This is a genomic window from Legionella dresdenensis (assembly GCF_042649825.1).
Classification (GTDB): domain Bacteria; phylum Pseudomonadota; class Gammaproteobacteria; order Legionellales; family Legionellaceae; genus Legionella_C; species Legionella_C dresdenensis.
Window position 1 is genome coordinate 104436 of the sequence record NZ_JBHSAB010000001.1, and the last position, 25153, is coordinate 129588.

Genomic DNA, 25153 nt, shown 5'->3' on the forward strand with positions numbered 1-25153 from the left:
TGGAATTATGGCACTCATAGCAGAAGAACAACGCTTGCAGGGGATCGCGCAATTAATGGTGCATGAGAATCTCCTGGATAAGGCAAAAGCACTTGAGTATCAGTCGCTTGCTCAGGCAAACAAGCAAACTTTGCTGCAATATCTGGTTGCAAACAATATTTTGCAGGCTGAAAAAATTGCATTAATTATTGCCCAGAATTTTGGCGTTCCACTTATTGACCTTGATGCCATTGATCAGGACATAATGCCGACCTCGCTGGTAAATGAAAAACTAATCAGCAGACATTGTATTGTTCCTTTATATACCCGCGGCAACCATCTCTATCTGGCGACAGACGATCCCAGTAAACAGACTTCACTTAAAGAAATCCAGTTTCATACTGGACTGCACACGAACGCAGTTGTCGTCGAAGCGGACAAGCTGGCTCGCTTGATTGACAAGTTGCTCCATGACAGGGATTCACAGGGATTAAGCGAATATATTGAAGACTCAAGCGGACTGGAAGGTCTGGAAATAAGCAGTGAAGAGGATGAACCGGAAGCTGATAATACTGCAACCAATGAAGATGCGCCTGTTGTCAAATTTGTAAATAAAATTTTATTAGAAGCGATAAAAAAAGGCGTTTCGGATATTCACTTTGAGCCCTATGAACGCGAATACCGCATTCGCTATCGTCTGGACGGCATTCTTACCGAAGTTGCAGCGCCGCCAGTCAGTCTTTCCTCCCGTATAACAGCGCGGATTAAGATTATGTCTAACCTCGATATCTCTGAACGGCGTATCCCGCAAGACGGCCGGTTCAAAATGAAACTATCCCGCGCCAGGGCTATTGATTTCAGGGTAAGCACCTGCCCGACTGTCGGCGGTGAAAAAGTGGTCATGCGTATTCTTGATCCTGGCTCAACCAAACTGGGAATTGAAGCGCTAGGCTTTAGCGATTTTCAGCGCGACCACTTTTTACGATGCATCCAGAAACCCCAAGGTATGATCCTGGTTACGGGGCCGACAGGAAGCGGTAAAACGGTTTCGTTGTATACTGCACTGAATATTTTAAATACTATTGAAAATAATATTTCTACGGCAGAGGACCCGGTTGAAATCAAGGTGCCGGGCATTAATCAGGTGAATATTAATCCTAAAGCAGGTTTAACATTCTCTGAGGTCTTACGCTCTTTCCTGCGTCAAGACCCTGACATTATCATGGTGGGCGAGATCCGGGATTTGGAAACCGCTGAAATTGCGATCAAGGCCGCGCAAACCGGACATTTGGTATTATCAACCCTGCATACTAACAGCGCCGCCGAAACATTAACCCGGTTGGTCAATATGGGGGTTCCCTCTTTCAATATCGCCAGTTCAGTAAGCCTGATTATCGCACAACGTCTGGCCAGACGGCTGTGCGAGCATTGCAAAATTATCCGTGATGATATTACCCCGCAAAGCATGGTTGAACTGGGTTTTTCCGAGGAAGAAGCCAAAACAGTCAAACCGTACAGTGCTGTTGGCTGCAGCAATTGCACCAATGGTTATCGGGGGCGTATTGGTTTATTTGAAGTACTGCCCATGTCAAAAGCTATTGGCCAGCTCATTATGTCCGGCGGTAATTCAATTGATATTTTAAAGCAGGGGCAAGCCGATGGCATGTTGACAATTTATCAGTCCGGGCTGGTTAAAATCAGGGAAGGTGTTACTACAATTGAGGAGGTCAACCGGGTAACGGTTGATTAATTGTTATGGAAAAAACCGGCAGCAATACAAATAAAGAAATTGTCAGCTACCAATGGGAAGGCGTTAATCGCGCCGGTGAAAAGGTTAATGGCATTATTGAATCCAAAAGCATTGCGATTGCAAAGGCAGATTTGCGTAAGCAAGGTATCTTAATCAAAAAAGTAGTAAAAAAGCGTAAGCCCTTTTTTGATAAAAAAAATAAAAAGATCAAGCAGGCTGATATTACCGTATTCAGCCGCCAGATGGCGACCATGATTCAGGCAGGTATTCCGTTGATTCAATCTTTTGACATTGTCAGCAAAGGCCAAAGCAATCAACGGATGAAAAACCTTATCGACGCCATAAAAAAAGACGTTGAAACCGGTTTGACTCTGGCTGAAGCATTGCACAAACATCCTGCTTATTTTAACGAATTGTTTTGTAATCTGGTTGATGCCGGTGAAAAGTCGGGATCGTTAGAGATTATGCTGGATAAAGTGGCGACTTATAAAGAAAAAATGGAAACGATTAAGAAAAAGATTAAAAAAGCGCTGACCTATCCAATGGCTGTTTTAGTAGTTGCCTTTATTGTGACTGCTGCCCTGCTGATTTTCGTCGTTCCGCAGTTTGAATCGCTGTTCAAAGGCTTTGGTGCGGATTTACCTGCCCTGACACGTGGAGTTGTGCGCTTATCCGAGATTTTTCAGTCCTGGTGGTATATCATTTTTGGTACGCTGGGCGCTGCAATCTATGCATTTATTTATGCCAAAAGCCATTCGCCTGAATTTGCTCAAAATATCGATCGCTTGTTATTGAAATTTCCAATTGTAGGCAGCATCCTTGAAAAAGCGGCCATTGCCCGGTTTTCCCGAACCTTGTCGATTACCTTCGCTGCCGGGATGCCATTGGTAGAAGCCTTGAAGTCAGTATCAGGCGCAACCGGTAATATTTTATATGCCAAGGCAACCAATAAAATCCGAGAGGAAGTCTCAACCGGCCAGCAAATGCAAGTTGCAATGGAAAACACTCATCTATTCCCTAATATGGTGGTACAAATGGTTGCTATCGGCGAAGAGTCCGGCGCTTTAGAGCAAATGCTCTCCAAGGTTGCTGACTTTTATGAAGAAGAGGTCGACAATGCCGTTGATTCATTAAGTAGTTTGCTGGAGCCGTTAATTATGTCAATATTGGGTATTCTGGTAGGTGGCCTGGTTGTTGCAATGTACTTGCCCATCTTTAAACTCGGTTCTGTGGTATAGGCAAATAATGGATACACAATTATTGGAAATGAATTCCACTCTGCTTTATTGTCTGGTCGCTGTTTTTTCGTTAACTATAGGCAGTTTGCTCAATGTGGTGATTTATCGCCTGCCGCAAATGCTGAAAAATGAATGGGTTAATGAATGCCGCAGCCTTTCCGGCCTGCCTGCCGTTGACATTAAACCCGTTAATTTATTCTTCCCACGCTCCTTTTGCCCCCAATGCAATACTCAGATAAAAGCTATCCATAATATACCTGTTTTAAGTTATCTGTTTTTACGCGGCAAATGCGCAAACTGTCAACAACCGGTTTCTATGCGCTATCCACTGGTTGAGTTGCTGACCTGCCTGTTAAGCACTTTTGCAGCCTGGCATTTCGGCTTTAATTTAACGCTGGTATACGCACTGTTATTTATCTGGCTCACTATTCCTATGCTGTTTATTGATCTCGATGAGCAACTCTTGCCTGATTGTCTGACGTTGGGATTATTGTGGCTGGGTTTGATTGCGAACACACAATCGCTATTTACAACGCTGCCAAATGCCGTAATCAGTGCTGCAATCGCTTATCTTGCCCTTTGGTTTTTTATTAAGCTTTACTATTTGCTAACTGGAAAAATCGGCATGGGTAATGGCGATTTCAAATTATTTGCTGCTTTTGGCGCCTGGTTCGGCTGGACACAACTGCCGTTAATACTGCTGTTGTCATCGATAACAGGGGCAATTGGCGGTTTAATGTATTTAAAACTGAGCGCCAAATCCAATGATACCCCTATCGCTTTCGGGCCTTTTCTTTGCGTCAGCGGGTTGATTGCTCTATTCTGGGGTAAAGCTATTATTAACGCTTATCTGCATTTTGCAGGGCTGTAGGTTGGGTCGTTTGACCCAACCTACATGTACACTCTTAATACGGTTGAGAAACACCTGTAATCGTTAATGCACCGGTTAAGTCAGCTACTAAAAATCTGAATGCAGCATAATCCGCATTACCCGGTACCGCATCGAATGTCAAAGTCAATGGCGCTGTGATGATGGTATCCGTTCTATACAAATTCCATCCGCCATTGTCTGCATAAGTCTTGACATAAAACTGGTCGCCATCCGCGATATCCACTACCTTGCCGACTGTATTCGCACTTCCAGCTTTTTCCTGGAATCCTGCGATTTCATATTCGTTGTTACTGTTACGAATAATACTCAGATAACCTTCTCCAGCAGTAAGAGATGTTACAGGTACCAGAAAGGTATTTTCATCAGGAACTGAAGGATCGGTATCGTTTGGGATAAATAATACCGGAACCCCGTTTAATTGCGGCCAGTTATTCACTGTTGCTGGTCCGTTAGTGAACGTGATTGTTCCAGCAATGCCTGTGCTATTGGGGTTCTGAATCGTTCGGTAACAAGGAACAGGTCCCAGGTTATTGTCATTGCTGTCATAAACATCTGTGCAGGTATCACTGCCTACTGCCGCATAGATCTCATCATAATCATTAGTCACATCAACGGAATAAGTATCAATATTATCATAGGTAAAATTATTCAGTTGCGCGATCAGGCTTGCAGAATTGGCTGTATAAAAACCAGCATAAGCGCTCACCAGATTGATATAAGCCTGAGAAAAAAACTGACTGCCATTTAATTGAGTAACTGTAGTATAACCAGGCGAATACTCGGCCATAATCGAGGGATAATACAGCGTTAAGCCATAAGATGCCTGACGATTAGGGCTATTCTGGACATATTTCACCGCATTAGTGACTGCGTCGGCCAGATTATTCGCCGCCAGAATCAGAGTCGGATCACCCGAAAAATAGGACGACTGGCTAATTGCTCTGGCAAACTCTACGATATCTACCAGGTCAAGGCTGTCGTTATCCCACACTGAAGTATAATAATCAGGCGCTCTGAAACGGCTTTTGGCAATTGCCAGCCAGTCTGCAGCTGTGTTACTGGCATAAGGCGCCAATGCGTTGGCGAAATTATCCACTGCGGTTATCAGGGCCGGCATTTCAGAAGCAGCCGTTACTGATAAGGTAGTTGAATCACCTGCATTTTGCTCGGTATAACCATTTACTATTTGTTCGCCGACAGCCAGTCCGTCAGAGCCTGGGTTGTTGTTAATATAAGCTAAAAACGTATTATATTGCCATCCGCCGCCCGGCTCTAAATCCTCAGAACCGATTAAATAATTGGTATACTGATATAAACCGGAATACGTTTCTGCACTACCTAACAAACAGGCATCGAAACCAATAATCTCGAACTGCTTTCCAGTTGTGTTATATGCGCCTATTGTTGCTGCTGATAATTGATTAATAGGCGTTGCTTGCGGCGGTGGTACATTACGATCGCCTCCGAAACCACCATTAGGGCCGCCGCCATGATCCCAATAAATAACCGCATAATGATTTGCCGGAAAAGTTGTGACCCCCCACTCCAGAAAATCCTGAATAGTACTGGTTGCCGCCATACTAACACTACCCAGATCCGTGATGAGTTGCATTGATCCCGGTAAAACCAGTTTACGTTGAACGGTTAACCAGCCTGGCTTCTGGGCGCCGCCGGTTTCCAACACAATATTCAGATTTTTTGAAGAACCCACTTGCAACATCTGGTTAATATTGTCTGTTGCCAGATTATTATTCGATTCAAGATCAGAACCCACCATATAGACCAGGACAGTATAATCGGCAATTGTTGAGGCAATTGTCAACGGACTGGTTAAAGGCGCCCGTGATTTGTAATCGATTTTCAAATAACGATTATATTGACCGGCAACTGTGCTTTGTAAGCTGACAGAGATGCCGCATGATGCATTAGGAGCAAGTACCTGGCCGCAAGTCGTTGACAATAACGACGCATCTGCCGGCAGATTATCGCCATTATTTACAATGCTGATAGTTAATGGAAAAGTTACATTACGGGTATTGTTACGAATAACATATGACAGGTTTTGTTGTTGTCCAATAGCCATATCAGTAGCGACAGGCTGTACAGTGAAGGAAAGGGGTAATACGGCAGCCCAGAGAAATTTGGATAAAAGACATAAAACAAAAACGTACAGCGAATTCGATTTACGCATGTTTCTGACCTTGTTTTTATTATTTTTTGTAGGTTGGGTCGTTTTGACCCAACAGCAGTGTCTAATGAAAGATTGTAATTGTTGGGTCAAACGACCCAACCTACAGGATGCTACAATGCCTCAAAAATAGCTGCGGCGCCCATTCCAGTACCAATACACATGGTTACCATACCATAACGGCCTTTAGTACGGCGCAGGCCATGTAACAAAGTAGCCGTTCTGATAGTGCCGGTTGCGCCTAATGGATGTCCGAGAGCAATTGCACCGCCGAGTGGGTTGACCTTCTCTTTTGGCAGATTCAGTGTTTTAATCACTGCTAGCGCCTGAGCTGCAAAAGCTTCATTCAGCTCGATCCAGTCCAGTTGCTCCATAGTAATGCCTGCCTGTTTCAACGCAAGCGGGATAGCGTTGATTGGGCCTATACCCATGACTTCAGGCGCAACCCCGGCAACTGCATACCCTAACAGGCGTCCCATAGGCTGCAAATCAAACTCTTTAAGCCCTTGCTCAGTCGCCAATAACGCTATTCCTGCACCATCACTGGTCTGTGAACTGTTACCTGCTGTTACCGTGCCTTTGAGAGAAAAAACCGGCTTTAATTTTGCAATTACGTCATAAGAGGTATCTCCACGCGGGCCTTCATCCTTGGAAATTAAACGCTTGCTGGTTATTAATTTATCTGTCACCAGATCAGGGCGGCGCTCGATAATTTCAATCGGCGTAATTTCAGCATCGAAATCACCGCGAGCCTGTGCTGCGACTGCTTTGGCATGGCTTTCAGCAGCAAATTCATCTTGCTGTTCACGTGTAATATCCCACTGTCTGGCGACATTTTCAGCCGTGATTCCCATACCATAGGCAATTGCGACATGCTCGTTATCAAAATACGCTGGATTGGCAGTATATTTATTGCCGCCGAGCGGTACTTTGGACATGCTTTCAACACCGCCAGCCAAAGCCAGTTTCATCCCATCCTGCACCATAGAAGCGGCAGCAGTGGCAATACTTTGTACGCCTGATGAACAAAAGCGGTTAATGGTCATTGCAGGAACTGATTGCGGCATGCCTGCGAGTAACGAGGCAATTCTGGCCACATTCATGCCCTGCTCGGCCTCCGGCATGGCGCATCCAACCACAACATCGCCTATAGCTTGCCAGTCAACAGTTGAATTACGCTGAATAAGCGTCCTTATCGTATGAGCCAATAGATCATCCGGCAACGTGTTTTTAAATACACCGCGCGGCGCTTTGCCAACAGGGGTGCGCAATACGTCAACCACATAAATATTAGTCATGAGTGTTCTCCCTGTTAATTGCGTAACGGTTTACCAGTTTCTAACAAACTGGCAATCCTGGCCTGAGTTAATGGGGTTGCTGCAAGCGTCATAAACGCTTCTTTTTCCAGTGCCAGCAACCAGTTTTCATCAACCAGCTCGCCTTGATACACATCACCGCCGCACATGACATTTGCCAATTGATTAGCCAGGAAATAATCGTGTTGTGAAATAAAACCGCCTTCCAGCCAGTTAACCAATCCAGCCTGAAATCTGGCATGACCTTCTCGACCAGCAACTTTAAAGCGCTGATTTTTCAGAGGCGCCTGGAAATTAGCCGCATTCATTGCTTTGATTTTTGCCAATGCCGCATACAGTACTTCATTCGCATTCATCACCCAATAATCAGTGCTGCGCAGAAATCGGCGCTGTTGCGCTTCCGGCGCGCTACCGGCTACAGTTGCCGTTGCAACCTGTTGGAAGCAAGGTTGCAGGAAAGCCATTAAATCGGCATCGCCAGCGCTATCTGCTGCCCTTAATGCCATTTCTTTACAACCGCCGCCAGCTGGAATAAGACCAACACCCGCCTCAACCAGTCCGGGATACGATTCAAAAGCGGCTACAACCGCATTACAATGCATCATCAACTCACAACCACCGCCCAACGCTCTGCCGCGTAATGCTGCGACTGTCGGGATCGCTGCATATTTCAGCTGTAAGGCAGCCTGTTGGAACTGAGCAATCATCTGCTCCAGGGCAGCCATTTTATTCGCCTGAATCAGCCCGGCTACACCGCGTAAATCGGCGCCTGAACTAAAATTTCCGGCATCATGCTGGTAAATTACCAATCCCTGACATTGACGTTCAGCAACGCTGATTGCTTCTTGCAGGCCGTCAAGTACGCTTTGACCAATGGTATTGGATTTGCTCTTCAGCGAAAGAACGGCAATATCATCTTTGAACGCGTTCATTACTACGCCTTCATTTTCATAAACGACTTTTTTACCGTTAGCCAGAGCTTGATACTGGCGCTGATACACTGGCAATTTGCTTGGCGGTACCATGCGTTTTGCAGTAGGTGAAAAAGCGCCATCTTCACTGTAAAAATTCACTGAACCAGTCAGCCAGCCGGGTAAATTTGCAGTTACAATTGTCTGGTTAGCCGCGATTGCCTTCTGGATAGTTTCCAGCATGGATTGAACGCCAACCTGCTGCCATGTTTCAAATGGCCCTTGCCGCCAGCCGAAGCCCCATTGCATAGCCTGATCCACATCACGTACGGTGTCAGCAATTTCAGCCAGATGAAAAGCACAATAATGCATCAGATCACGATAGCAAGCCGCCAGGAATTTGGCTTGTCTGTCATTGGAGTTTTGCAATTCCTGCATGCGTTTTGCCGGATCTTTATTGTCAAAAATTGTTTTAACTTCAGCGCTGACTTTACCATCCGCAACACGATAGTTACCAGTTGCCAGATCATAGACTTCAATTGTCTTGCCTGCTTTGCGATAGATGCCTTGGCCGGTTTTCTGTCCCAAATGACCAGCGTCAATCAAACCGTTAAGCCAGTCGGGTAGTTTATATAGACTATGCCAGGGATCACCTTTTAACTGTTCATCCATTGTATGGACAACGTGTTTCATTGTATCCAGACCAACGACATCCATAGTTCTAAAGGTTGCAGATTTGGGTCTGCCCACTAATGGACCAGTCAAGGCATCAACTTCATCCAGTCCAATACCCATTTCCTCGGCATGACGCAGAGTCACTAATAATGAAAAGACGCCAATTCGGTTGGCTATAAAGTTAGGTGTATCTTTTGCCCTGATAACCCCTTTACCCAATTTACTGGTCAACCAGCTCTCAAGGTTATCCAGCAATTCCGGTTTAGTTGTGGCAGCCGGTATCAATTCAGCCAGATACATATAACGGGGCGGATTAAAGAAATGAATGCCGCAAAACTGATCTTTCAGGCTTGCAGGCAATACGCTGCCCAGCGTGTTAATACTCAAGCCGGAGGTATTACTGGCTAAAATCGCTTTTTTGTTAATATGAGGCGCAATGCGCTTGTATAAATCTTCTTTCCAGTCCAGACGCTCGGCAATCGCTTCAATAATCAGGTCGCAATCAGCAAGCAAAGTAAGGTTATCCTGATAATTACAGGCCTGAATAAGCCCTGCGATTTGCGGTGTTGCTAATGGAGCAGGCTTTAGCTTGGTCAGGTTTGCAATCGCCTTGTCGACCAGGGCATTGCTCTTGCCATCCTTACTTGCCAAATCAAATAACAAAGTTTCAATACCGGCATTGACGCAATGGGCAGCAATCTGCGCCCCCATTACTCCAGCGCCCAATACTGCCACTTTTTTAATAAAAAATGGTTCTTGCATGATTGCTTTCCTTATTAGATATTAAACTGGATTCCCTGTGCCAGCGGTAAGGCGTCACCCCAGTTAATGGTATTAGTCTGTCTGCGCATATAAGCTTTCCAGGAATCGGAACCGGCCTCACGGCCGCCGCCAGTTTCCTTTTCACCGCCGAATGCACCGCCAATTTCAGCGCCTGAAGTACCAATATTAATATTGGCAATACCGCAATCACTGCCGCAAGCGCTTAAGAATCGCTCCGCGCTTTTGAGGTCATGGGTAAATAAAGCAGACGACAACCCTTGGGGAACGCCATTCTGTAATGTAATGGCTTCTTCAAGCGTTGAATAAGGCATCACATAAAGAATAGGCGCAAAAGTTTCTTCCTGCACGACATCCCATTCATTTTTAACCCCGGTAACCAAGGTAGGTTGCACGTATGAGCCTTTACCGGCAATTGCTTCGCCGCCATAAACAATCTGGCCGCCGGCTGCCTTGATGCGGGAAATTGCCTGCTCAAACTGGTTGACGGCATCCTGATCAATCAATGGCCCCATCAGGTTTTTGGTATCAAGCGGATCACCGATAGTCACCTGCTCATAAGCATGCTGCAGGCGTTTTAACACGTCTTTATAAATCGATTGCTGAACAAATAGCCGTCTGGTTGTTGTACAACGCTGACCGGCTGTACCTACTGCACCAAAGACGATGCCCGGGATTGCCAAAGCCAAATCGGCAGTTTCGTCAAGAATAATGGCGTTATTACCGCCTAGCTCAAGAATTGTCTTGCCAAGTCTGGCCGCAACTTTGGCGGCAACTTGTTTGCCTACAGCTGTTGAACCGGTGAATGAAATCAGCGGAATCCGGCTATCATTGACCATAGCCTCTACGACGCCATGATTTTCCGGGATAATCAGGCTGAAAATTTCGGGGCAATTATTCTGCGCCAGGACTTTATTGCATATTGTATGAACAGCAACTGCGCACAGCGGCGTTTTGGCAGATGGCTTCCAGATGGTGACGTTACCGCAAATTGCTGCAATAAACGAATTCCATGACCAGACAGCGACCGGGAAGTTAAATGCCGAAATAACGCCTATGATCCCGTAGGGATGCCATTGTTCATACATTCGGTGATTGGGACGTTCGGAATGCATGGTATTACCATACAACATCCGGGATTGTCCGACAGCAAAATCGGCGATATCAATCATTTCCTGAACTTCGCCATCGCCTTCCTGCTTGGATTTACCCATTTCCAGCGACACCAGGCTGCCCAGCCAGTCTTTATTTTCACGTAACGCCTGACCAATCTGGCGAATAATCTCCCCGCGCTTGGGCGCAGGATATTGACGCCAGGCCAGCGCGGCCTGTTCGGCACGCGCCATAATGTGCTCATAATCTGCCATTGAGCAGGTGGCAATTTCGCCCAGCTTTTCACCCGTTGCAGGTGAATAGGAAGCCAGACGAGCCGTATCGATTTCACTTTGCCAACCGTGGCCGCTGAAGGCTCCGGGATTGACATTCTGAATGCCCAGTTTTTTTAAAAATTCCATAGTACAACCTCCTAAGCGTAATATTTGCCAAAACGGTTAGCGAGTACGTCAGCAAGACGGAATTTTTCCTGCAATACCAGGCCATGGTATTCATTAGCCTGTCCCAGCACCAAATCAACAACAGCACAGACTCCTGAAGCGGTACTGATTTGAATTGCAGACCACTCCAGACCGCGGATAGTTAGCGGATATATCTTTTTGACATAACTCTTTTCTGTCAGTTCGCCTTTCTTAATCCCTTCGACAGTCACATAAACAATGACGATATCCTGATAGGTTTTAGGAATTGCATTTTCCAGAATTCGTTTTAGCGTTCCGCGATCATCGTTTAATTTCAAATCATTCATTAACAGACGCATTTTTTCGCAGTGTCCGGGATAACGCATTGTTTTATAATTTAATGTCTTGATTTTACCTTCATATAATTCCGCCAGACTTCCCAAGCCGCCGGAAGTATTGAACGCTTCGTATTCACAACCGTCAATCTGAATAGACTCTCTGCCCTCCAGTGGTTTCATCACCGCCGGTTTGCCGTTCTCGATGCCATAACACAGATTACCGTATTCATTGATTACGCCATCAGTTGACCAGGTAAGGGAATAATGCAGTGCATTATTAGCACGTTGCGGTAACGCGCCTACCCGTAATTTGGCATGGTAGCAGTGTTCAAATTCCTGCATCAGGCTATTCGCTGCAATACTGATAAAACCCGGAGCAAGACCACATTGGGGTACAAACGCAGTCTGAGCGTCTTTGGCAATCTTTTTTACCGCGTCGGTAACTGAGGTATCCTCGGTTAAATCAAAATAATGGGCTTTTGCTGCTTTCGCCGCTTTAGCGACATGGGTATTTAAGAAGTACGGCAGACTGGATACTACGGCAACGATGCCATTTTTCTGAATATAATCCTGAGTCGCCTGCTCATCCGTCACATTGAGTGCGACGGTCTTGATTTGAGGTATCGCTTCAAGCAAACGCGCTACATCCGTGCCTGAAAACTCCAGATCAGCGAGATGAATCTGGTAATCACCGCTGTCTGCCAGTAAACACGCGATCAAACTCCCGATTTTACCGGCACCTGTTATCATAACATTATACATGGAATCCTTCTCCCTAAGTAAACGACGACGACCATCGTACACCAATCGTCGGCAATTGCCTACCCTCTAAATGGAGAAGTCGAAGTGAATGATTAGATTGATTTTTTAACTCTTGGGGTGTAGGTTGATTTGTTGGGTCAAACGACCCAACCTACAATGTTTTAGGCCTAATCGTTGATTCTTCGGCTGCGCTCGGTTCTTTCAGCTCGTGTAATGACTTTTTAATATCCTTAATTTTATTTACTGAACGAGTATTGACCTCAGCAGTAAATTTCTTCCCCATGTCTTTACTTGCTGTATCCACCAGAACTTTAATCGCTGCAAGAATGCTAGCAATAGCCTTTTTAAAGCCTCTATGCTCTTTTACCTCTTTATTGCCCTCATATTTTTCAAGAGTAGTGGCGCACCTTTTTTTAAATTCGTGCAGTTCAATCTTATTGTGAAGATATTTTGCTAGTTCTGTATTGATTTCATGATGCAACTCTCTCGCAAATGTCTTATTATTATTCATCGACAGTAACTTATCTACTTCTTTCTTAAAAGGTTTTACCTGCTGTATCTTAACAATCTGGTTCTTTGATTTCTCGTTAATATCTTGTCGTATACGCTCTATCTCCTGATCAATTTTATCTTTAGCCAGAGGGCTGCTTTGTTGAGCGATTTCTTTATACTTCTTGCTTCCCACATAACTGCTTATTTGCCTTTCGCAAGCTTCTATCCGTGATTTAACCACATCGACACTCACGTATGGGCTAAAATCACTATTAATATTCGCTCGCATCTCAGCAATAAATTTCTCCTCATCAGTCTGCGGCACCGGCTGTTGCGCCCACTGATCCAGTTTTTTTTCCTGCATGGAATAAAGGCACTTCAACATATTATCAACAATCACATTCCACTCTTTATCATTTTTTAAAGTATACTCCTTTTGATACTTATTAATGATTTCGGTCGTTGCGCGTATAAACGACTCCGAGCTACGGAAACCATTATGGTATTCGTTTAAGACTATGGTAATTTCCAGGCGCATATCACGGGCATATATCACGCTATGTTGTATGGTCTTTAACCCTTCCAGCGCTTTCTCAAAAGGCCCAATCTGATTCAATTTGGTTATTTTGCTTTCAGATTTCTCGATAATATCTTGCCGTATACCCGCTATCCACACATCAACTAACTCTTTAAGCTGTGTATTACTTTGTTGAGCAATTTCGTTATACACCTTGCTTTCCACATAACTGTTTAATTGCTTTTCTCTAGCTTGCGCCTGTATATTAACCGCATCAACAGTTAAACAGGAGCTAAAATCGCTGCTAATTAAATCAGCTTTCTCCATTAATTGACGTGCCTTATGAAAAATTGCCTGCTCATTATGAGGTTGCTTTGCTACAAATTCTGCCCATTTTTCCGGATTAATATCCCGCCTCATAGCTTTCCCCAAATTTGGTAAAGTTACTGCTTAAATAAAGTATTGTTGATTAATTCGTTTTTTTCCATTTCTGAGCTTCCTTCAAGACGCCGAAAACGCCTCCTCAGCCCGAATGTTTGCTTATTTCTTGGAGAGTTCTTCCTTTCTTATTAATATTGACCTTTAACGCCCAGTATTTTATTGTTATGGGATTTGGCAAACGCTAATTTCATGGAACAGCTTTCTATAGCAGACAACCGGCGATATTCCGCAACTCAAAGTAAGCGGCGAGGCGCTTTTCTGGAATGCCTGTGCTATGGCTTTTTGCTGCCGCTGGGTTTCGCTCCGTTTCATTTTCCAGGTCTTGCCATTCTCGGCCTTGCGCTTTTTTATCATCGCCTGTCAGGCCGACATCCTTATTCTCCTTTTCTATCAGGGTTGGCATTTGGACTTGGATTTTTTGGTCTGGGAGTATCCTGGTTATATATCAGTATTCATGACTATGGGCACTTAAACAGTATCGTATCCGGTTTGGTTACCCTGCTTTTTATTTTGTATCTCGCTTTGTTCCCCGCCTTGACAGCTGTGCTGTTCAGCCGATTAAAAACACAATCCTGTACCATCAGCTCAGCGTTACTGTTCAGTGTCTTATGGACATTAACTGAATTTGCCAGATCAACGTTTCTGACTGGATTTCCATGGTTACTTATTGGATTTGGACAATTTGATTCCCCCGGCAAGTTCCTGTTACCAATAATCGGTACGTTTGGGTTAAGTCTGGCAAGTTGTTTTGCAGCCGCATTGCTCAGTAACAGCATGGCCGACCGATCAACGAAACGCTACCTGGCGCTACTGTCTTTTCTGGGCATTATTATGTTGCCATCCCTGCTGAGCAATATTAAATGGTCTGAAATGCAAAATAAGGCGGTAACCATTGGAGTCATTCAGGCTAATTTGTCCATGCGCGATAAATGGGATGAAAACCTGTTCTGGCAATTGCTGGCGCGTTATCAAGACGAGACTGAAAAGCTGCTGGGCACTGATTTGATTGTCATGCCGGAGTCGGCCATACCTCTCCCGCCCAATTATCTGACCGATTATCTGGCCAGTATGGATTTACAGGCCAGACAGGCCGGCAGCGCTATCCTGATTGGGATACCGCAGCCGACAACTCTTGATGAAAGTAATTATTACAACTCTATGATTAGCCTCGGCAAGGCTAAAGGCGCTTATTCCAAACAACATCTGGTTCCTTTTGGCGAATACGTCCCTTCGCTCTTACAGCGCCTGTTTACCTGGCTTGAAATTCCAGATGCCAATATGCAACCTGGAAAAACAAGCCAGCCGGCAATCAGAGTACACAAACATCCCATTGCCAGCCTAATCTGTTATGAACTGGCTTACGGCAATTTACTTCGCGCCCAGTTGCCTGAGGCCGAGTGGATTGTTTCAATCAGTGACGATGGCTGGTTCGGACACTCGCTCGCGCTCTATCAACAATTGCAGATTGCCCAGGTACTGTCGCTTGAAACTGCACGTTATCAAGTGGTATCTAATAATGATGGCTTGTCTTCTCTAATAGATACGCAAGGGCAAGTTGTTGATTCACTTCCCGCTTTTTCTTCCGGTCTGTTGAAAGCAAAACTTTACCCTGCCCATGGCACTACCCCCTGGATTCGCTTCGGAGATTGGCCAGTCCTGATTTTCTGCCTGTTTATTGCTGCCTTTTTCCTGATTAAAAAGCTATTGATTGCGAAAGAAGGGCAGCAAACGCTTGCTGCAAAGCACAAGAGAAGTTATCCTTACCAACTTGACTAATATTATTGATTTACTATGGATATCAGCTATAAACCACGTGAAGTTGAAGAACAGGCCCAACAATTCTGGGTTAAAAAGCAGAGTTTCAATGTAACTGAAGACTTAAACAAAGAAAAATTTTACTGCTTATCCATGTTTCCGTACCCAAGCGGAACATTGCATATGGGGCATGTGCGCAATTATACCCTTGGAGACGTCATTTCCCGTTATCAACGCGCTTTAGGTAAAAATGTTCTGCAACCTATCGGTTGGGATGCTTTTGGTTTACCCGCTGAAAATGCAGCGATCAAACATGGCATCCACCCTGCCGAGTGGACCAAACAAAATATTGCCTCAATGAAAGAACAATTCCTGCGCCTGGGCAATGCCTATGACTGGCGGCGTGAGCTCGCTACCTGCGATGCAGAATATTATCGCTGGGAGCAATGGTTCTTTATCCGTCTGTATGAAAAAGGCCTGGTATACAAAAAAAATGCAGTGGTTAACTGGGACCCGGTTGATCAGACTGTACTTGCTAATGAACAGGTTGTCGATGGCCGCGGCTGGCGTTCAGGCGCATTGGTTGAACGGCGTGAAATTTCACAATGGTTCCTTAAAATTACAGCCTACGCGGATGAATTATTAGCAGACCTGGATAACCTGCCTCAATGGCCGGCTCAGGTAAAACAAATGCAACGAAACTGGATAGGCCGCTCTGAAGGTTGCGAAATTTCCTTTCAGGTTGAAGGCTTTCCCAAACGCTTAAAAATTTATACTACTCGTCCTGATACCTTAATGGGGGTAACTTACCTGGCGGTAGCCACTGATCATCCCCTTGCCAAAGAGGCAGCGAACCACAACCCTGCTGTTGCAGAATTTATCAATAGCTGTCAGGGCATTCGGATGGCGGAAGCTGATATTGCAACCATGGAGAAACGTGGTATTGATACCGGTTATAAAGCTGCGCACCCTATTACCGGTGAAACAGTGCCGGTATGGATAGCCAATTTCGTCCTGATGCAATATGGTTCTGGCGCAGTGATGGCTGTTCCAGCTCACGATCAGCGTGATTGGGAGTTTGCCCATAAATATAACCTGCCGATTAAACAGGTCATCAAACCGGCGGAAGGCACGCATGATCTCAGCCAGTCCGCTTACACTGCCGAAGGCATACTGGTTGACTCTGGCGAATTTAGCGGCCAACCCTCAGCTGAAGCAATTAAAACCATAGCCCAATACATTGAACAACACGAACTGGGTAAAGTAACCGTTAATTACCGCCTGCGTGACTGGGGGGTTTCAAGACAGCGCTACTGGGGAACACCCATCCCAATGATCCACTGTGACGATTGCGGTATTGTTCCAGTTCCAGAGCAGGATTTACCAGTTACCCTGCCGGAAAATATTCAATTAACCGGTAGTGGTTCGCCTCTGGCGCAGTGTGACGAATTCATCCATGTCCAATGCCCGAAATGCGGTCAGGACGCTCAGCGCGAAACAGATACCTTTGATACATTTATGGAATCATCCTGGTATTATGCCCGATTTGCGTGCCGTAATCAGGATAGTGCAATGTTGGATGATCGGGCTAAATACTGGACGCCGGTTGATCAATATATCGGCGGTATTGAGCATGCGGTCATGCATTTGCTTTATGCCCGCTTTTTCCATAAATTAATGCGGGATGAAGGACTGGTTAATTCGGATGAACCGTTTAAAGCATTGTTAACTCAGGGCATGGTACTTAAAGACGGTCACAAAATGTCGAAATCCCTGGGCAATATTGTTGATCCAAATCAATTGATTGACACCTATGGCGCAGATACTGCCCGGCTGTTTGTTATGTTTGCCGCCCCGCCAGAGCAGTCGCTGGAGTGGTCAGATGCCGGTGTCGAAGGTGCCCATCGCTTCTTAAAAAGATTGTGGTCCTTTACCTATCAGCACTTACAGACTTTACAAGACGTCAATGATTCAATAGCCAGCGGCAATGGTCATATTGACTGGCAGCAGGCGGAGTCGCGGTTAAAAAAATCATGGTTCACTGTCAATCAGATCCTGGCACAAGCGATTACCGACTATGAACGCCAACAGTTTAATACGGTTGTATCAAGTTGTATGAAACTGTTTAATGAGCTATCCGCGTACCAGGTTGAAACCGAAGCAGATAAAACATTCCTGAATTCAGCGATGAGTATTCTGTTTCGCCTGCTGGCTCCGATTACACCCCATATTTGCCACCACCTCTGGTCAGCGGCAGGTTATGAGCGCATTATTATTGATGCTCCCTGGCCTAAAGTAGACAAACATGCTCTTAAAAGCGATGAGCTTGATTTTGTTATCCAGGTTAACGGAAAGCTGCGAGCGCAATTTACAACAGCACATGATACGCCGGAAGATCAATTGATTGCTCTGGCCAAAGAGCATGCTGCGTCTTTCCTCGAAGGCAAGACCGTTGTGAAAGCGATTGTAGTTGCCCATCGGCAGTTAATTAATCTGGTTATTAAATAATGCTTAAGCGTCTGGCGCTGTTTGCCGCAATTGCTATACTGTTGGCGAGTTGCGGCTTCAAGTTGCGCGGCATGGTTGATATGCCGCCCTGGTTGAAAAATGTTGCCATTGTTGTACAGGATGCGCACAAAGATCTGGAACCGATTATTAAAAAACAACTGCAAGCGTATAATATTCGTGTTGCCGCATCGCCTGTTCAATCAGATTATATTCTGATTCTTGAAAAAGATTCGCTCCAGCAGCAAATTACCGGCGTTGGTGCTAGCACAACACCAAGGCAATACCTCCTCGTTTATACTTTGCAGTTTTCTTTATTGAAAAACAAAGAAAAACCAGTGATTTCTTCCAATGTAATTACTATAACCAGACAATTAACTGTAAATAATGATAGAATCCTTGGATCGGATTTTGAAGAATCAACTATCAATCGTGAAATGCGAAAGGACGCTGCCATGCAACTAATGGGGCGATTAAGCAGAGGCTAACTTTAATCATGCTGATTCGACAGGCAAATCTTAATTTCAGCATAGGCAATAAACTGCCTGCAGTCCTTTTTCTCACTGGTCAGCAACCTTACCAGCTTAATCGCTATGCTGATATGGTAAAAACGCAATGGTTTACCTTGCATCCCGGCGAAGCGGAATCGAAAACAATTTATCTGAATAATGCAAGCGACTGGCTTGAACTGGCTGACGAAGCCAATAGTTACTCCCTGTTTGCAAGCCGATTATTGCTTGACGTCCGTTATGACAAAAAAACACTTGAAGCAGCGGGTAAAACATTTTTGGACAAGTATTTATCGCAGATCAATCCTGACTGCCTGCTTCTATTCAGAGCGCCTGAACTGCCAGCCAAAGCGATGCAAGCGTTTGCCAATCATAACGCCGTGCATGTCGTTACCTTTAGCGCTCCGGATAAAAATACCGTCATCAGATGGCTGGATGCACAACTGAAACAGCATTATCCGGCTTTTGATCAGGCGATCCCGGCCCTTATTTATCAATATAATGAAGGAAATTTATTAGGTTGCGCCCAGATTATTGAGAAACTGGCCTTGATTATTGAGCCTGGGCAGCCGTTAACCAGCGCGCAGGTTACAGAGCATTTGATTTTGCAATGCGATTATTTACCATTTGAGTTAGCAGATGCCTGTCTCGAGGGTAATACGCAAAAAACCATTCAGTTAATTCGTCATGCTCAGGCGAATAAGACTGAGGCGACCTTGATCCTGTGGATTTTAACACAAGAGGTTCGCCAGCTTATACAATTGCAGCATCTTGCCAAGTCCGGTTCGTTCCGGGAGGCGGCAAGCCAGCTCAAAATCTGGGCACAAAAAATTGGCGCATATCAGAATGCTGCCTCGCGTCTTAACCAAAACCTGCTTGTTGATTTGCTGCGTTTTTGTAATACGATCGATGGCCGAATTAAAACCAGTCAGAACAAACCAATCTGGCCGGCACTTGAGTTAATCGGCTTGACTCTGTGTATTGGAAAACAGGTGGGCTGCCTTGCATAACCTAATCATCTTCGGCGGAACATTTGACCCCATCCATAACGGTCACCTCAATACTGCCATCAACATTCAACAGCAATTTCAATTTGAACGTTTTATTTTTTTGCCCTGTAAGACACCAGTCTTAAAGAACAATGCCCAGGCTACGCCGGAGCAACGGCTCGCAATGCTATCCCTGGCGATTGCAGATAAGGCTGATAATTATCATTTTGAAATTGATAACCGTGAAATTAAACGCGAATCCCCTTCTTATATGGTCACTACGCTTGAGGATTATCGCCGCCAGCTTGGCAATGATATTGCAATTACTCTGCTGGTTGGAGCGGATAGTTTTTTACAATTGCCCAAATGGCATCACTGGCAGGAGCTTATCAAATTAGCCCATATTATGGTAATGGACAGACCGCATAGCGTGTTGACTTCTTTGCAAGAACCATTGGATTCTTTTTTCAATCAGCATGTTACTGATTTGCCGCATGAGTTGAAAACCAGGTCTTACGGCTTTATTTATCGATATAATGCGGGTTCATATGATATTTCTTCGACGGCTGTTCGTGAGGAATTGAGGGGTAGACGGGAAAGTGTATCGGTGCCGGCGGGAGTTGTGGAGTATATCAGGCGGCATCAGCTGTATTTTCCCTCTCCCTAACCCTCTCCCGATACGGGAGAGGGGATCTAATACGGTGCTTAACCCCCTCTCCCGTGCCGGGAGAGTTGGGGAGAGGGTAATATAACACTTAACCCCCTCTCCCGTACCGGGAGAGGGTTAGGGAGAGGGTAATATACCTATACCACTTAACCCCCTCTCCCGTACCGGGAGAGGGTTGGGGAGAGGGTAATATAACACTTACCCCCTCTCCCGTACCAAGAGAGAATTAGGGAGAGGGTAATATAACACTTAACCCCCTCTCCCGTACCGGGAGAGGGTTGGGGAGAGGGAAACACTTACACTTGAGAGGATAATAATTTATGTACACAGGTATCACCAAAGGACTCTACGAAGTCGTTAAATTAATCAAAGCCCCTGGTTTGATAACCTACGCCGTCAATCTATCACCTGAGCTTTGCATTAACTTAAATCCCGGTGATAGCGTAGCAGTTGACGGGGTTTGCCAGACCCTGGTAAAACTCGAAGGTACTCATGCCACATTTCAAGCCATACAAGAAACACTGGAAAAAACAACATTAGATGAATTACAACAAGGCAGATATGTCAGCATCGAACGCAGCCTGCGTATGGGCGACGAAATCGGCGGACATGAAATGTCCGGGCATGTTTTCGGAACCGGGATCATTCAACAACAGATAAGGGATGAGAACAATCTGACATTAGTTATCAAATGTAATCCTGACTGGATGAAATATATTTTGCCAAAAGGATTTATTGCTGTTGACGGCTCCAGTTTAACCGTGGGCGAAACCAATCCAGAACAGGGATTATTTTATCTGCATTTGATTCCTGAAACCTTAAGACTTACTAATTTTGCCAATAAACAAATCAACGACAGGGTTAATATTGAACTTGACCATAAAACCAAAACGATAGTTGATACGGTTGAGCGGGTACTTGCGGATAAAGATAAAGCTTAATTAAACCACGTAGGTTGGGCTGTAAAGCCCAACACTCCTCTGAGTAATAAAAACAGATATTTTACCGCTATTTTATTTTTGCCAAAATCGCTTCATACCCCTGATATGGCTCATCTTTGAGGAATCTGGCTACCCTGCCGATTGTTGTCAGGCTTGCCCCTGTTCGGGCGTGAATCTCCCGATATGACAGATCGCCTTTTTTCAGCATTTGGCAGACGCGCCAGCGTTCGGTTAACGCATTTATTTCCTGAGGCGTGCATAAATCTTTAATAAAATTAAATGCCTCTTCGCGGTTTTCCAGCAGTAATAATGCATCGTAAAGATCAATCATATCTGACTGATTGTTTTCCATAAATTCCTCAGTGTTTAAATAACCGAACATCAGTAAAAAACATACTGATACCCAAATTGTTGCAAGCCTCGATCACTTCCTGATCGCGAATTGAGCCGCCGGGCTGGATAATGGTTTTAATACCGGCGCGGGCAATTAGTTCAATACTGTCAGCAAAAGGAAAAAAACCATCTGAAGCCAGAACGGCATTTGCCAATAACTGACCTGATAACTTGTTAAGGGCGATCGCTACTGCATCAACCCGGCTGGTCTGGCCAGCACAGATTGCAATGCTTTGCTCCTGGCCTGCAACAACAATTGCGTTCGATTTTACATGCTTTACTAATTGAAAGGCAAAGATTAAATCAGGTAAATGTACGGAGTTTACGTTATTCTGAGTGACTCGCCTCAAATTCTTTTCACCCATTATAAAATTATTCCGCTCCTGAATAACAAAACCATTCAACACACTTTTTATTTCAGTACCTGAATTATTGTTTTTGGCATAACAAACCAGACGCAGTTTTTTCCTTGCCGAAAGAATCGCAATGGCATCGTGACTGAATTGAGGTGCGGCAATCACTTCAATGAAGTAATTTGCCAGAAAATCAGCAACCGCAGAATCAACAGGCTGATTTAAAACAACAACTCCGCCAAAAGCGCTTTTTGGATCAGCACGCCATGCCTTTTCGATTGCCTCATAGCTGGAGCTGCCCAAAGCTGCGCCACAAGGAATGTTATGTTTTATGACTGCCGCTGCTGATGTAGTAAATTCACTGACAATATTAACGCCGGCATCAATATCCAGAATATTATTATAAGTCAGGGCCTGACCATGGATTTGGTTTATCGCCGGTATCTGTCCCATGTAATTATAAAAGCCGCCTTGTTGATGAGGATTTTCACCATACTGAAAAGCGAGAGTACGATTCAGTGGTAACGTGGTTACAGGATCAGACAGCCAACCGCTGATTGCCTGATCGTAAACGCTGGTTCTGGCAAAGGCTTTGGCGGCGCAGGTTTTTCTGAATTTTAAAGTAGTTTTGCCATTTTCAGTTTTTAGCTCGCCAGCCAGCGCAGCATAATCCTGAGTATCGCAGATTACTGTACAAAACTGATAGTTTTTGGCTGCGGCACGGATTAAGGAAACACCGCCTATATCAATGTTTTCAATGCCAGCCTTTTTTTCAAAGGGATATAAATCAATAACAACAAACTCAATCGCTTTAATCTGATAATTTAATAAATCATTTTGATGATCTTGCCTGGCCATATCAGCGAGAATACCGCCATATAATTTGGGATGAAGCGTTTTAACCCGGCCATCCAGTATCGGTTCAAAATCAAGATAGTCGCTGATTGCGATCACCGGAAGCTGATGTGCAGTTAGAAAAGCTGCCGTACCATCCGAAGCTAGCAGGTCAATACCGCAAGCAATTAATTGCCTCGCCATTGCCAGAAAACTATCCGACTTATCGCTAACGGATAATAGCGCTTGTTTCATAAACAACTCCTTTGCCGGATAACTTCCGCCACTGCCTGAAAATTTATATTTTTCGCGTTTAATAACACCAAAACGTGATATAACAAATCAACTGTTTCCGCCGCCAGCTCGTCATTATCGCCCGCAACGGCAGCCAACCCCACTTCAACGCCCTCTTCGCCCACCTTCTGCGCAATGCGTTTAATACCCTGTGCAAGCAGCCTGGATGTATAGCTGTCCTGTTCGCAACAGTTACTGCGTTGAGCAATAATTTCCAGCAAATAACCAAACCAATATATGGGCGGCTGAGTTAAATTACTGAAACAGCTCGCCGTTCCCTGATGACAAACAGGGCCTGTTCTTTGTGCGGTTATCAATAAACCATCGTTATCACAGTCAGTATCAATGCAAATGAGTTTTAAAAAATTACTGCTGCTTTCACCTTTAACCCATAATCGGTTTTTGCTGCGGCTGAAAAAAGTCACCAAACCGGTTTCCAGAGTTTGGTTGAGCGCTGCCTGATTCATATAACCAATCATTAATACCTGCATGGTTTGATAATCCTGTACACAAACCGGAACCAATCCATTTGCTTTGTCAAAATCTATGTTCATAACCGCACCTCGATGGCATAACTGGCAAGATATTGTTTTAGTCCAGCAATTTTCATCAATTTCTGATGAAACACACTGGCTGCAAGCGCCCCCGAAACTCTGGTTTCTGTGAACAGATTTTTAAAATCAGCCATGCAGCCAGCGCCTCCGGATGCAATGAGTGGAACTGTCAGCGTTGCAGCCATAACTGCAAGTTTGGCAATATCATATCCCTGCCTTACACCATCATTATTCATGCAGTTTATGACCAGTTCTCCAGCTCCGCGCTCAATCGCTTCCTTTGCCCAGGCCAGTGTACTACGGCCGGTATTACACATTTTTTTCTCATTACCTGTGAACTGGTAGACATAACCTTCATCCGCAACCTGATAACTATCAATTCCGACAACAACAGCCTGACTGCCAAAACGGTCTGCTAACTGGCAAATTAAATCGGGGTTGGCCAGTGCCGGGGAATTAATTGAAATTTTATCTGCGCCGCTCTCAAGTATCTGAGCTGCATCAGCAACGGTTTTAATTCCGCCGGCGACGCAAAATGGAATATTAATCTGACGGGCAATATCCTTGACCCAGGTTTTGGCAACCAGCTGGTCAGTACAACTTGCAGCAATATCGTAAAATACCAGTTCATCAGCACCTTGCTCACAATAGCGGGCAGCCAGCTCAATAATGTTGCCGACAATTTGGTGTTGTTTAAATTGCACTCCTTTAACCACTTTGCCATCTTTGACATCAAGACAGGGAATAATGCGTTTTTTCAACATATTGCCACCTCCGGCAACTTGAGTGTACCTTCAAATAACGCTTTGCCGATAATACACCCGGCTACTCCGCTGTCTTTTAACTCATGAATATCTTTTAGTGAAGAAACACCGCCTGAGGCCTGAAATTTAACTGCCGGAAAACGGCTGGCTGCCTGGCGGTAAAACTCAAGGTTAGGCCCGTTGCCCATACCGTCTTTGCTGATATCAGTGCACAAGACATGCTCAATGCCTGTAAACAATTCAAGCTGTTGCCATAAATTAACCGCGGTCGCTGTCTGCCAACCGTTAATTGCCAAAAACGGCATATCTTTTTCTAGCCAGAAATCCAGAGCAATAACAATTCTTTCAGCACTATAACTTTGCAACCATTGTCTGACCCGATTAACATCCATTACCGCACTGGTACCAATTACTACCCGCGTTACGCCGCAAGTAAACAACGCCTCAATATCCTGCCTGGTACGTACTCCTCCGCCAACTTGAATATCGCCTTTAAAAGCACTGGCAATTGCAGCAATCAACTCCAGTTGCACAGGCTTTTTTTGTTCGGCGCCATCCAGATCAACAATGTGCAGGCAAGAAATATCCATCTGATTATATTGTTGAGCAACACTGACCGGATCAAGCGGATAAATAGTTAGTTGCTTAAAGTCGCCTTGTTTAAGACGGACGCACTGACCGTTTTTAAGATCAATACTGGGTATAATGTTCATTTTATCTCCTTTAAACATAGGTTCACTGCCCTTAAGTTAAGGGTTCTGTCATTCCCGCGAAGGCGGGAATCCATCTCTCAAGCAGGCAC

At 44.9% G+C, this 25153-nt stretch carries 20 protein-coding genes; 9 read left to right on the forward strand and 11 right to left on the reverse strand.

Going from position 1 to position 25153, the window contains the following annotated elements; genetic code table 11:
• The first annotated feature begins 7 nt into the window (after positions 1-7).
• From pilB to ACFORL_RS00525, 3 genes are read left to right on the forward strand one after another with little or no spacing between them, the layout of a single operon-like run.
• Positions 8-1729, forward strand: coding sequence for a type IV-A pilus assembly ATPase PilB (pilB, locus tag ACFORL_RS00515; protein WP_382340039.1), 1722 nt, complete (start codon positions 8-10; stop codon positions 1727-1729).
• Positions 1730-1734: 5 nt separating this feature from the next.
• On the forward strand, positions 1735-2967 hold the full coding sequence (locus ACFORL_RS00520) for a type II secretion system F family protein (RefSeq protein WP_382340041.1): 1233 nt from the start codon (positions 1735-1737) through the stop codon (positions 2965-2967).
• 7 nt (positions 2968-2974) lie between these two features.
• Entirely contained in the window at positions 2975-3838 is an 864-nt protein-coding gene (locus ACFORL_RS00525) for a prepilin peptidase (RefSeq protein WP_382340043.1), read from the forward strand.
• Positions 3839-3872: 34 nt separating this feature from the next.
• Here the strand turns inward: ACFORL_RS00525 and ACFORL_RS00530 are convergent, their stop codons facing one another.
• The 6 genes from ACFORL_RS00530 to ACFORL_RS00555 all read right to left on the reverse strand — a co-directional run bounded on the left by ACFORL_RS00530 (position 3873) and on the right by ACFORL_RS00555 (position 13772).
• Positions 3873-6050: a clostripain-related cysteine peptidase gene (locus tag ACFORL_RS00530; RefSeq protein ID WP_382340045.1), complete on the reverse strand. Its 2178-nt coding sequence runs from the start codon at positions 6048-6050 to the stop codon at positions 3873-3875.
• Positions 6051-6160: 110 nt separating this feature from the next.
• On the reverse strand, positions 6161-7345 hold the full coding sequence (locus tag ACFORL_RS00535) for an acetyl-CoA C-acyltransferase (protein WP_382340047.1): 1185 nt from the start codon (positions 7343-7345) through the stop codon (positions 6161-6163).
• 14 nt (positions 7346-7359) lie between these two features.
• Positions 7360-9711: a 3-hydroxyacyl-CoA dehydrogenase/enoyl-CoA hydratase family protein gene (locus ACFORL_RS00540; RefSeq protein ID WP_382340049.1), complete on the reverse strand. Its 2352-nt coding sequence runs from the start codon at positions 9709-9711 to the stop codon at positions 7360-7362.
• Positions 9712-9725: 14 nt separating this feature from the next.
• Positions 9726-11243 (reverse strand): L-piperidine-6-carboxylate dehydrogenase, encoded by a 1518-nt coding sequence (amaB, locus tag ACFORL_RS00545; RefSeq protein ID WP_382340050.1) that lies wholly within the window; start codon positions 11241-11243, stop codon positions 9726-9728.
• A gap of 11 nt (positions 11244-11254) precedes the next feature.
• Positions 11255-12343, reverse strand: coding sequence for a saccharopine dehydrogenase family protein (locus tag ACFORL_RS00550; RefSeq protein ID WP_382340052.1), 1089 nt, complete (start codon positions 12341-12343; stop codon positions 11255-11257).
• A 151-nt stretch (positions 12344-12494) separates the two neighbouring features.
• Positions 12495-13772 (reverse strand): hypothetical protein, encoded by a 1278-nt coding sequence (locus tag ACFORL_RS00555; protein WP_382340054.1) that lies wholly within the window; start codon positions 13770-13772, stop codon positions 12495-12497.
• A 210-nt stretch (positions 13773-13982) separates the two neighbouring features.
• On the opposite strand from ACFORL_RS00555, the gene lnt reads away from it, so the two are divergent.
• The 6 genes from lnt to ACFORL_RS00585 all read left to right on the forward strand — a co-directional run bounded on the left by lnt (position 13983) and on the right by ACFORL_RS00585 (position 21159).
• Positions 13983-15569 carry an apolipoprotein N-acyltransferase gene (gene lnt / locus ACFORL_RS00560; RefSeq protein WP_382340056.1) on the forward strand — a complete coding sequence of 529 codons (1587 nt, stop codon included), beginning with the start codon at positions 13983-13985 and terminating at the stop codon, positions 15567-15569.
• A 15-nt stretch (positions 15570-15584) separates the two neighbouring features.
• Positions 15585-18056 carry a leucine--tRNA ligase gene (leuS, locus tag ACFORL_RS00565; RefSeq protein WP_382340058.1) on the forward strand — a complete coding sequence of 824 codons (2472 nt, stop codon included), beginning with the start codon at positions 15585-15587 and terminating at the stop codon, positions 18054-18056.
• The gene (locus ACFORL_RS00570) at positions 18056-18541 is read left to right on the forward strand and encodes an LPS-assembly lipoprotein LptE (RefSeq protein WP_382340060.1); all 486 of its coding nucleotides are present in this window, start codon (positions 18056-18058) and stop codon (positions 18539-18541) included. The genes leuS and ACFORL_RS00570 overlap by 1 nt, the downstream gene beginning before the upstream one ends.
• An 8-nt stretch (positions 18542-18549) precedes the next feature.
• Positions 18550-19572 (forward strand): DNA polymerase III subunit delta, encoded by a 1023-nt coding sequence (gene holA, locus ACFORL_RS00575; protein ID WP_382340062.1) that lies wholly within the window; start codon positions 18550-18552, stop codon positions 19570-19572.
• Complete coding sequence (gene nadD, locus ACFORL_RS00580) at positions 19565-20218, forward strand: nicotinate-nucleotide adenylyltransferase (RefSeq protein ID WP_382340064.1); 654 nt, start codon at positions 19565-19567, stop codon at positions 20216-20218. The genes holA and nadD overlap by 8 nt, the downstream gene beginning before the upstream one ends.
• Positions 20219-20538: 320 nt before the next feature.
• Positions 20539-21159, forward strand: a complete 621-nt coding sequence (locus tag ACFORL_RS00585; RefSeq protein ID WP_382340066.1) for a riboflavin synthase subunit alpha — start codon at positions 20539-20541, stop codon at positions 21157-21159.
• A 67-nt stretch (positions 21160-21226) separates the two neighbouring features.
• Here ACFORL_RS00585 and ACFORL_RS00590 read toward each other — a convergent pair whose 3' ends face one another.
• The 5 genes from ACFORL_RS00590 to hisA are packed head-to-tail and all read right to left on the reverse strand — an operon-like array spanning position 21227 to position 25064.
• Positions 21227-21511 (reverse strand): YerC/YecD family TrpR-related protein, encoded by a 285-nt coding sequence (locus ACFORL_RS00590; protein ID WP_382340068.1) that lies wholly within the window; start codon positions 21509-21511, stop codon positions 21227-21229.
• Positions 21512-21518: 7 nt separating this feature from the next.
• Positions 21519-22994: a bifunctional phosphoribosylaminoimidazolecarboxamide formyltransferase/IMP cyclohydrolase gene (purH, locus tag ACFORL_RS00595; RefSeq protein WP_382340069.1), complete on the reverse strand. Its 1476-nt coding sequence runs from the start codon at positions 22992-22994 to the stop codon at positions 21519-21521.
• Positions 22991-23587: a bifunctional phosphoribosyl-AMP cyclohydrolase/phosphoribosyl-ATP diphosphatase HisIE gene (gene hisIE, locus ACFORL_RS00600; protein ID WP_382340071.1), complete on the reverse strand. Its 597-nt coding sequence runs from the start codon at positions 23585-23587 to the stop codon at positions 22991-22993. The genes purH and hisIE overlap by 4 nt, the downstream gene beginning before the upstream one ends.
• Positions 23584-24351, reverse strand: coding sequence for an imidazole glycerol phosphate synthase subunit HisF (gene hisF / locus ACFORL_RS00605; protein ID WP_382340073.1), 768 nt, complete (start codon positions 24349-24351; stop codon positions 23584-23586). Before hisF ends, hisIE begins: the two co-directional genes overlap by 4 nt.
• Positions 24345-25064: a 1-(5-phosphoribosyl)-5-[(5-phosphoribosylamino)methylideneamino]imidazole-4-carboxamide isomerase gene (gene hisA, locus ACFORL_RS00610; RefSeq protein ID WP_382340075.1), complete on the reverse strand. Its 720-nt coding sequence runs from the start codon at positions 25062-25064 to the stop codon at positions 24345-24347. Before hisA ends, hisF begins: the two co-directional genes overlap by 7 nt.
• Between the last annotated feature and the right edge of the window lie 89 nt (positions 25065-25153).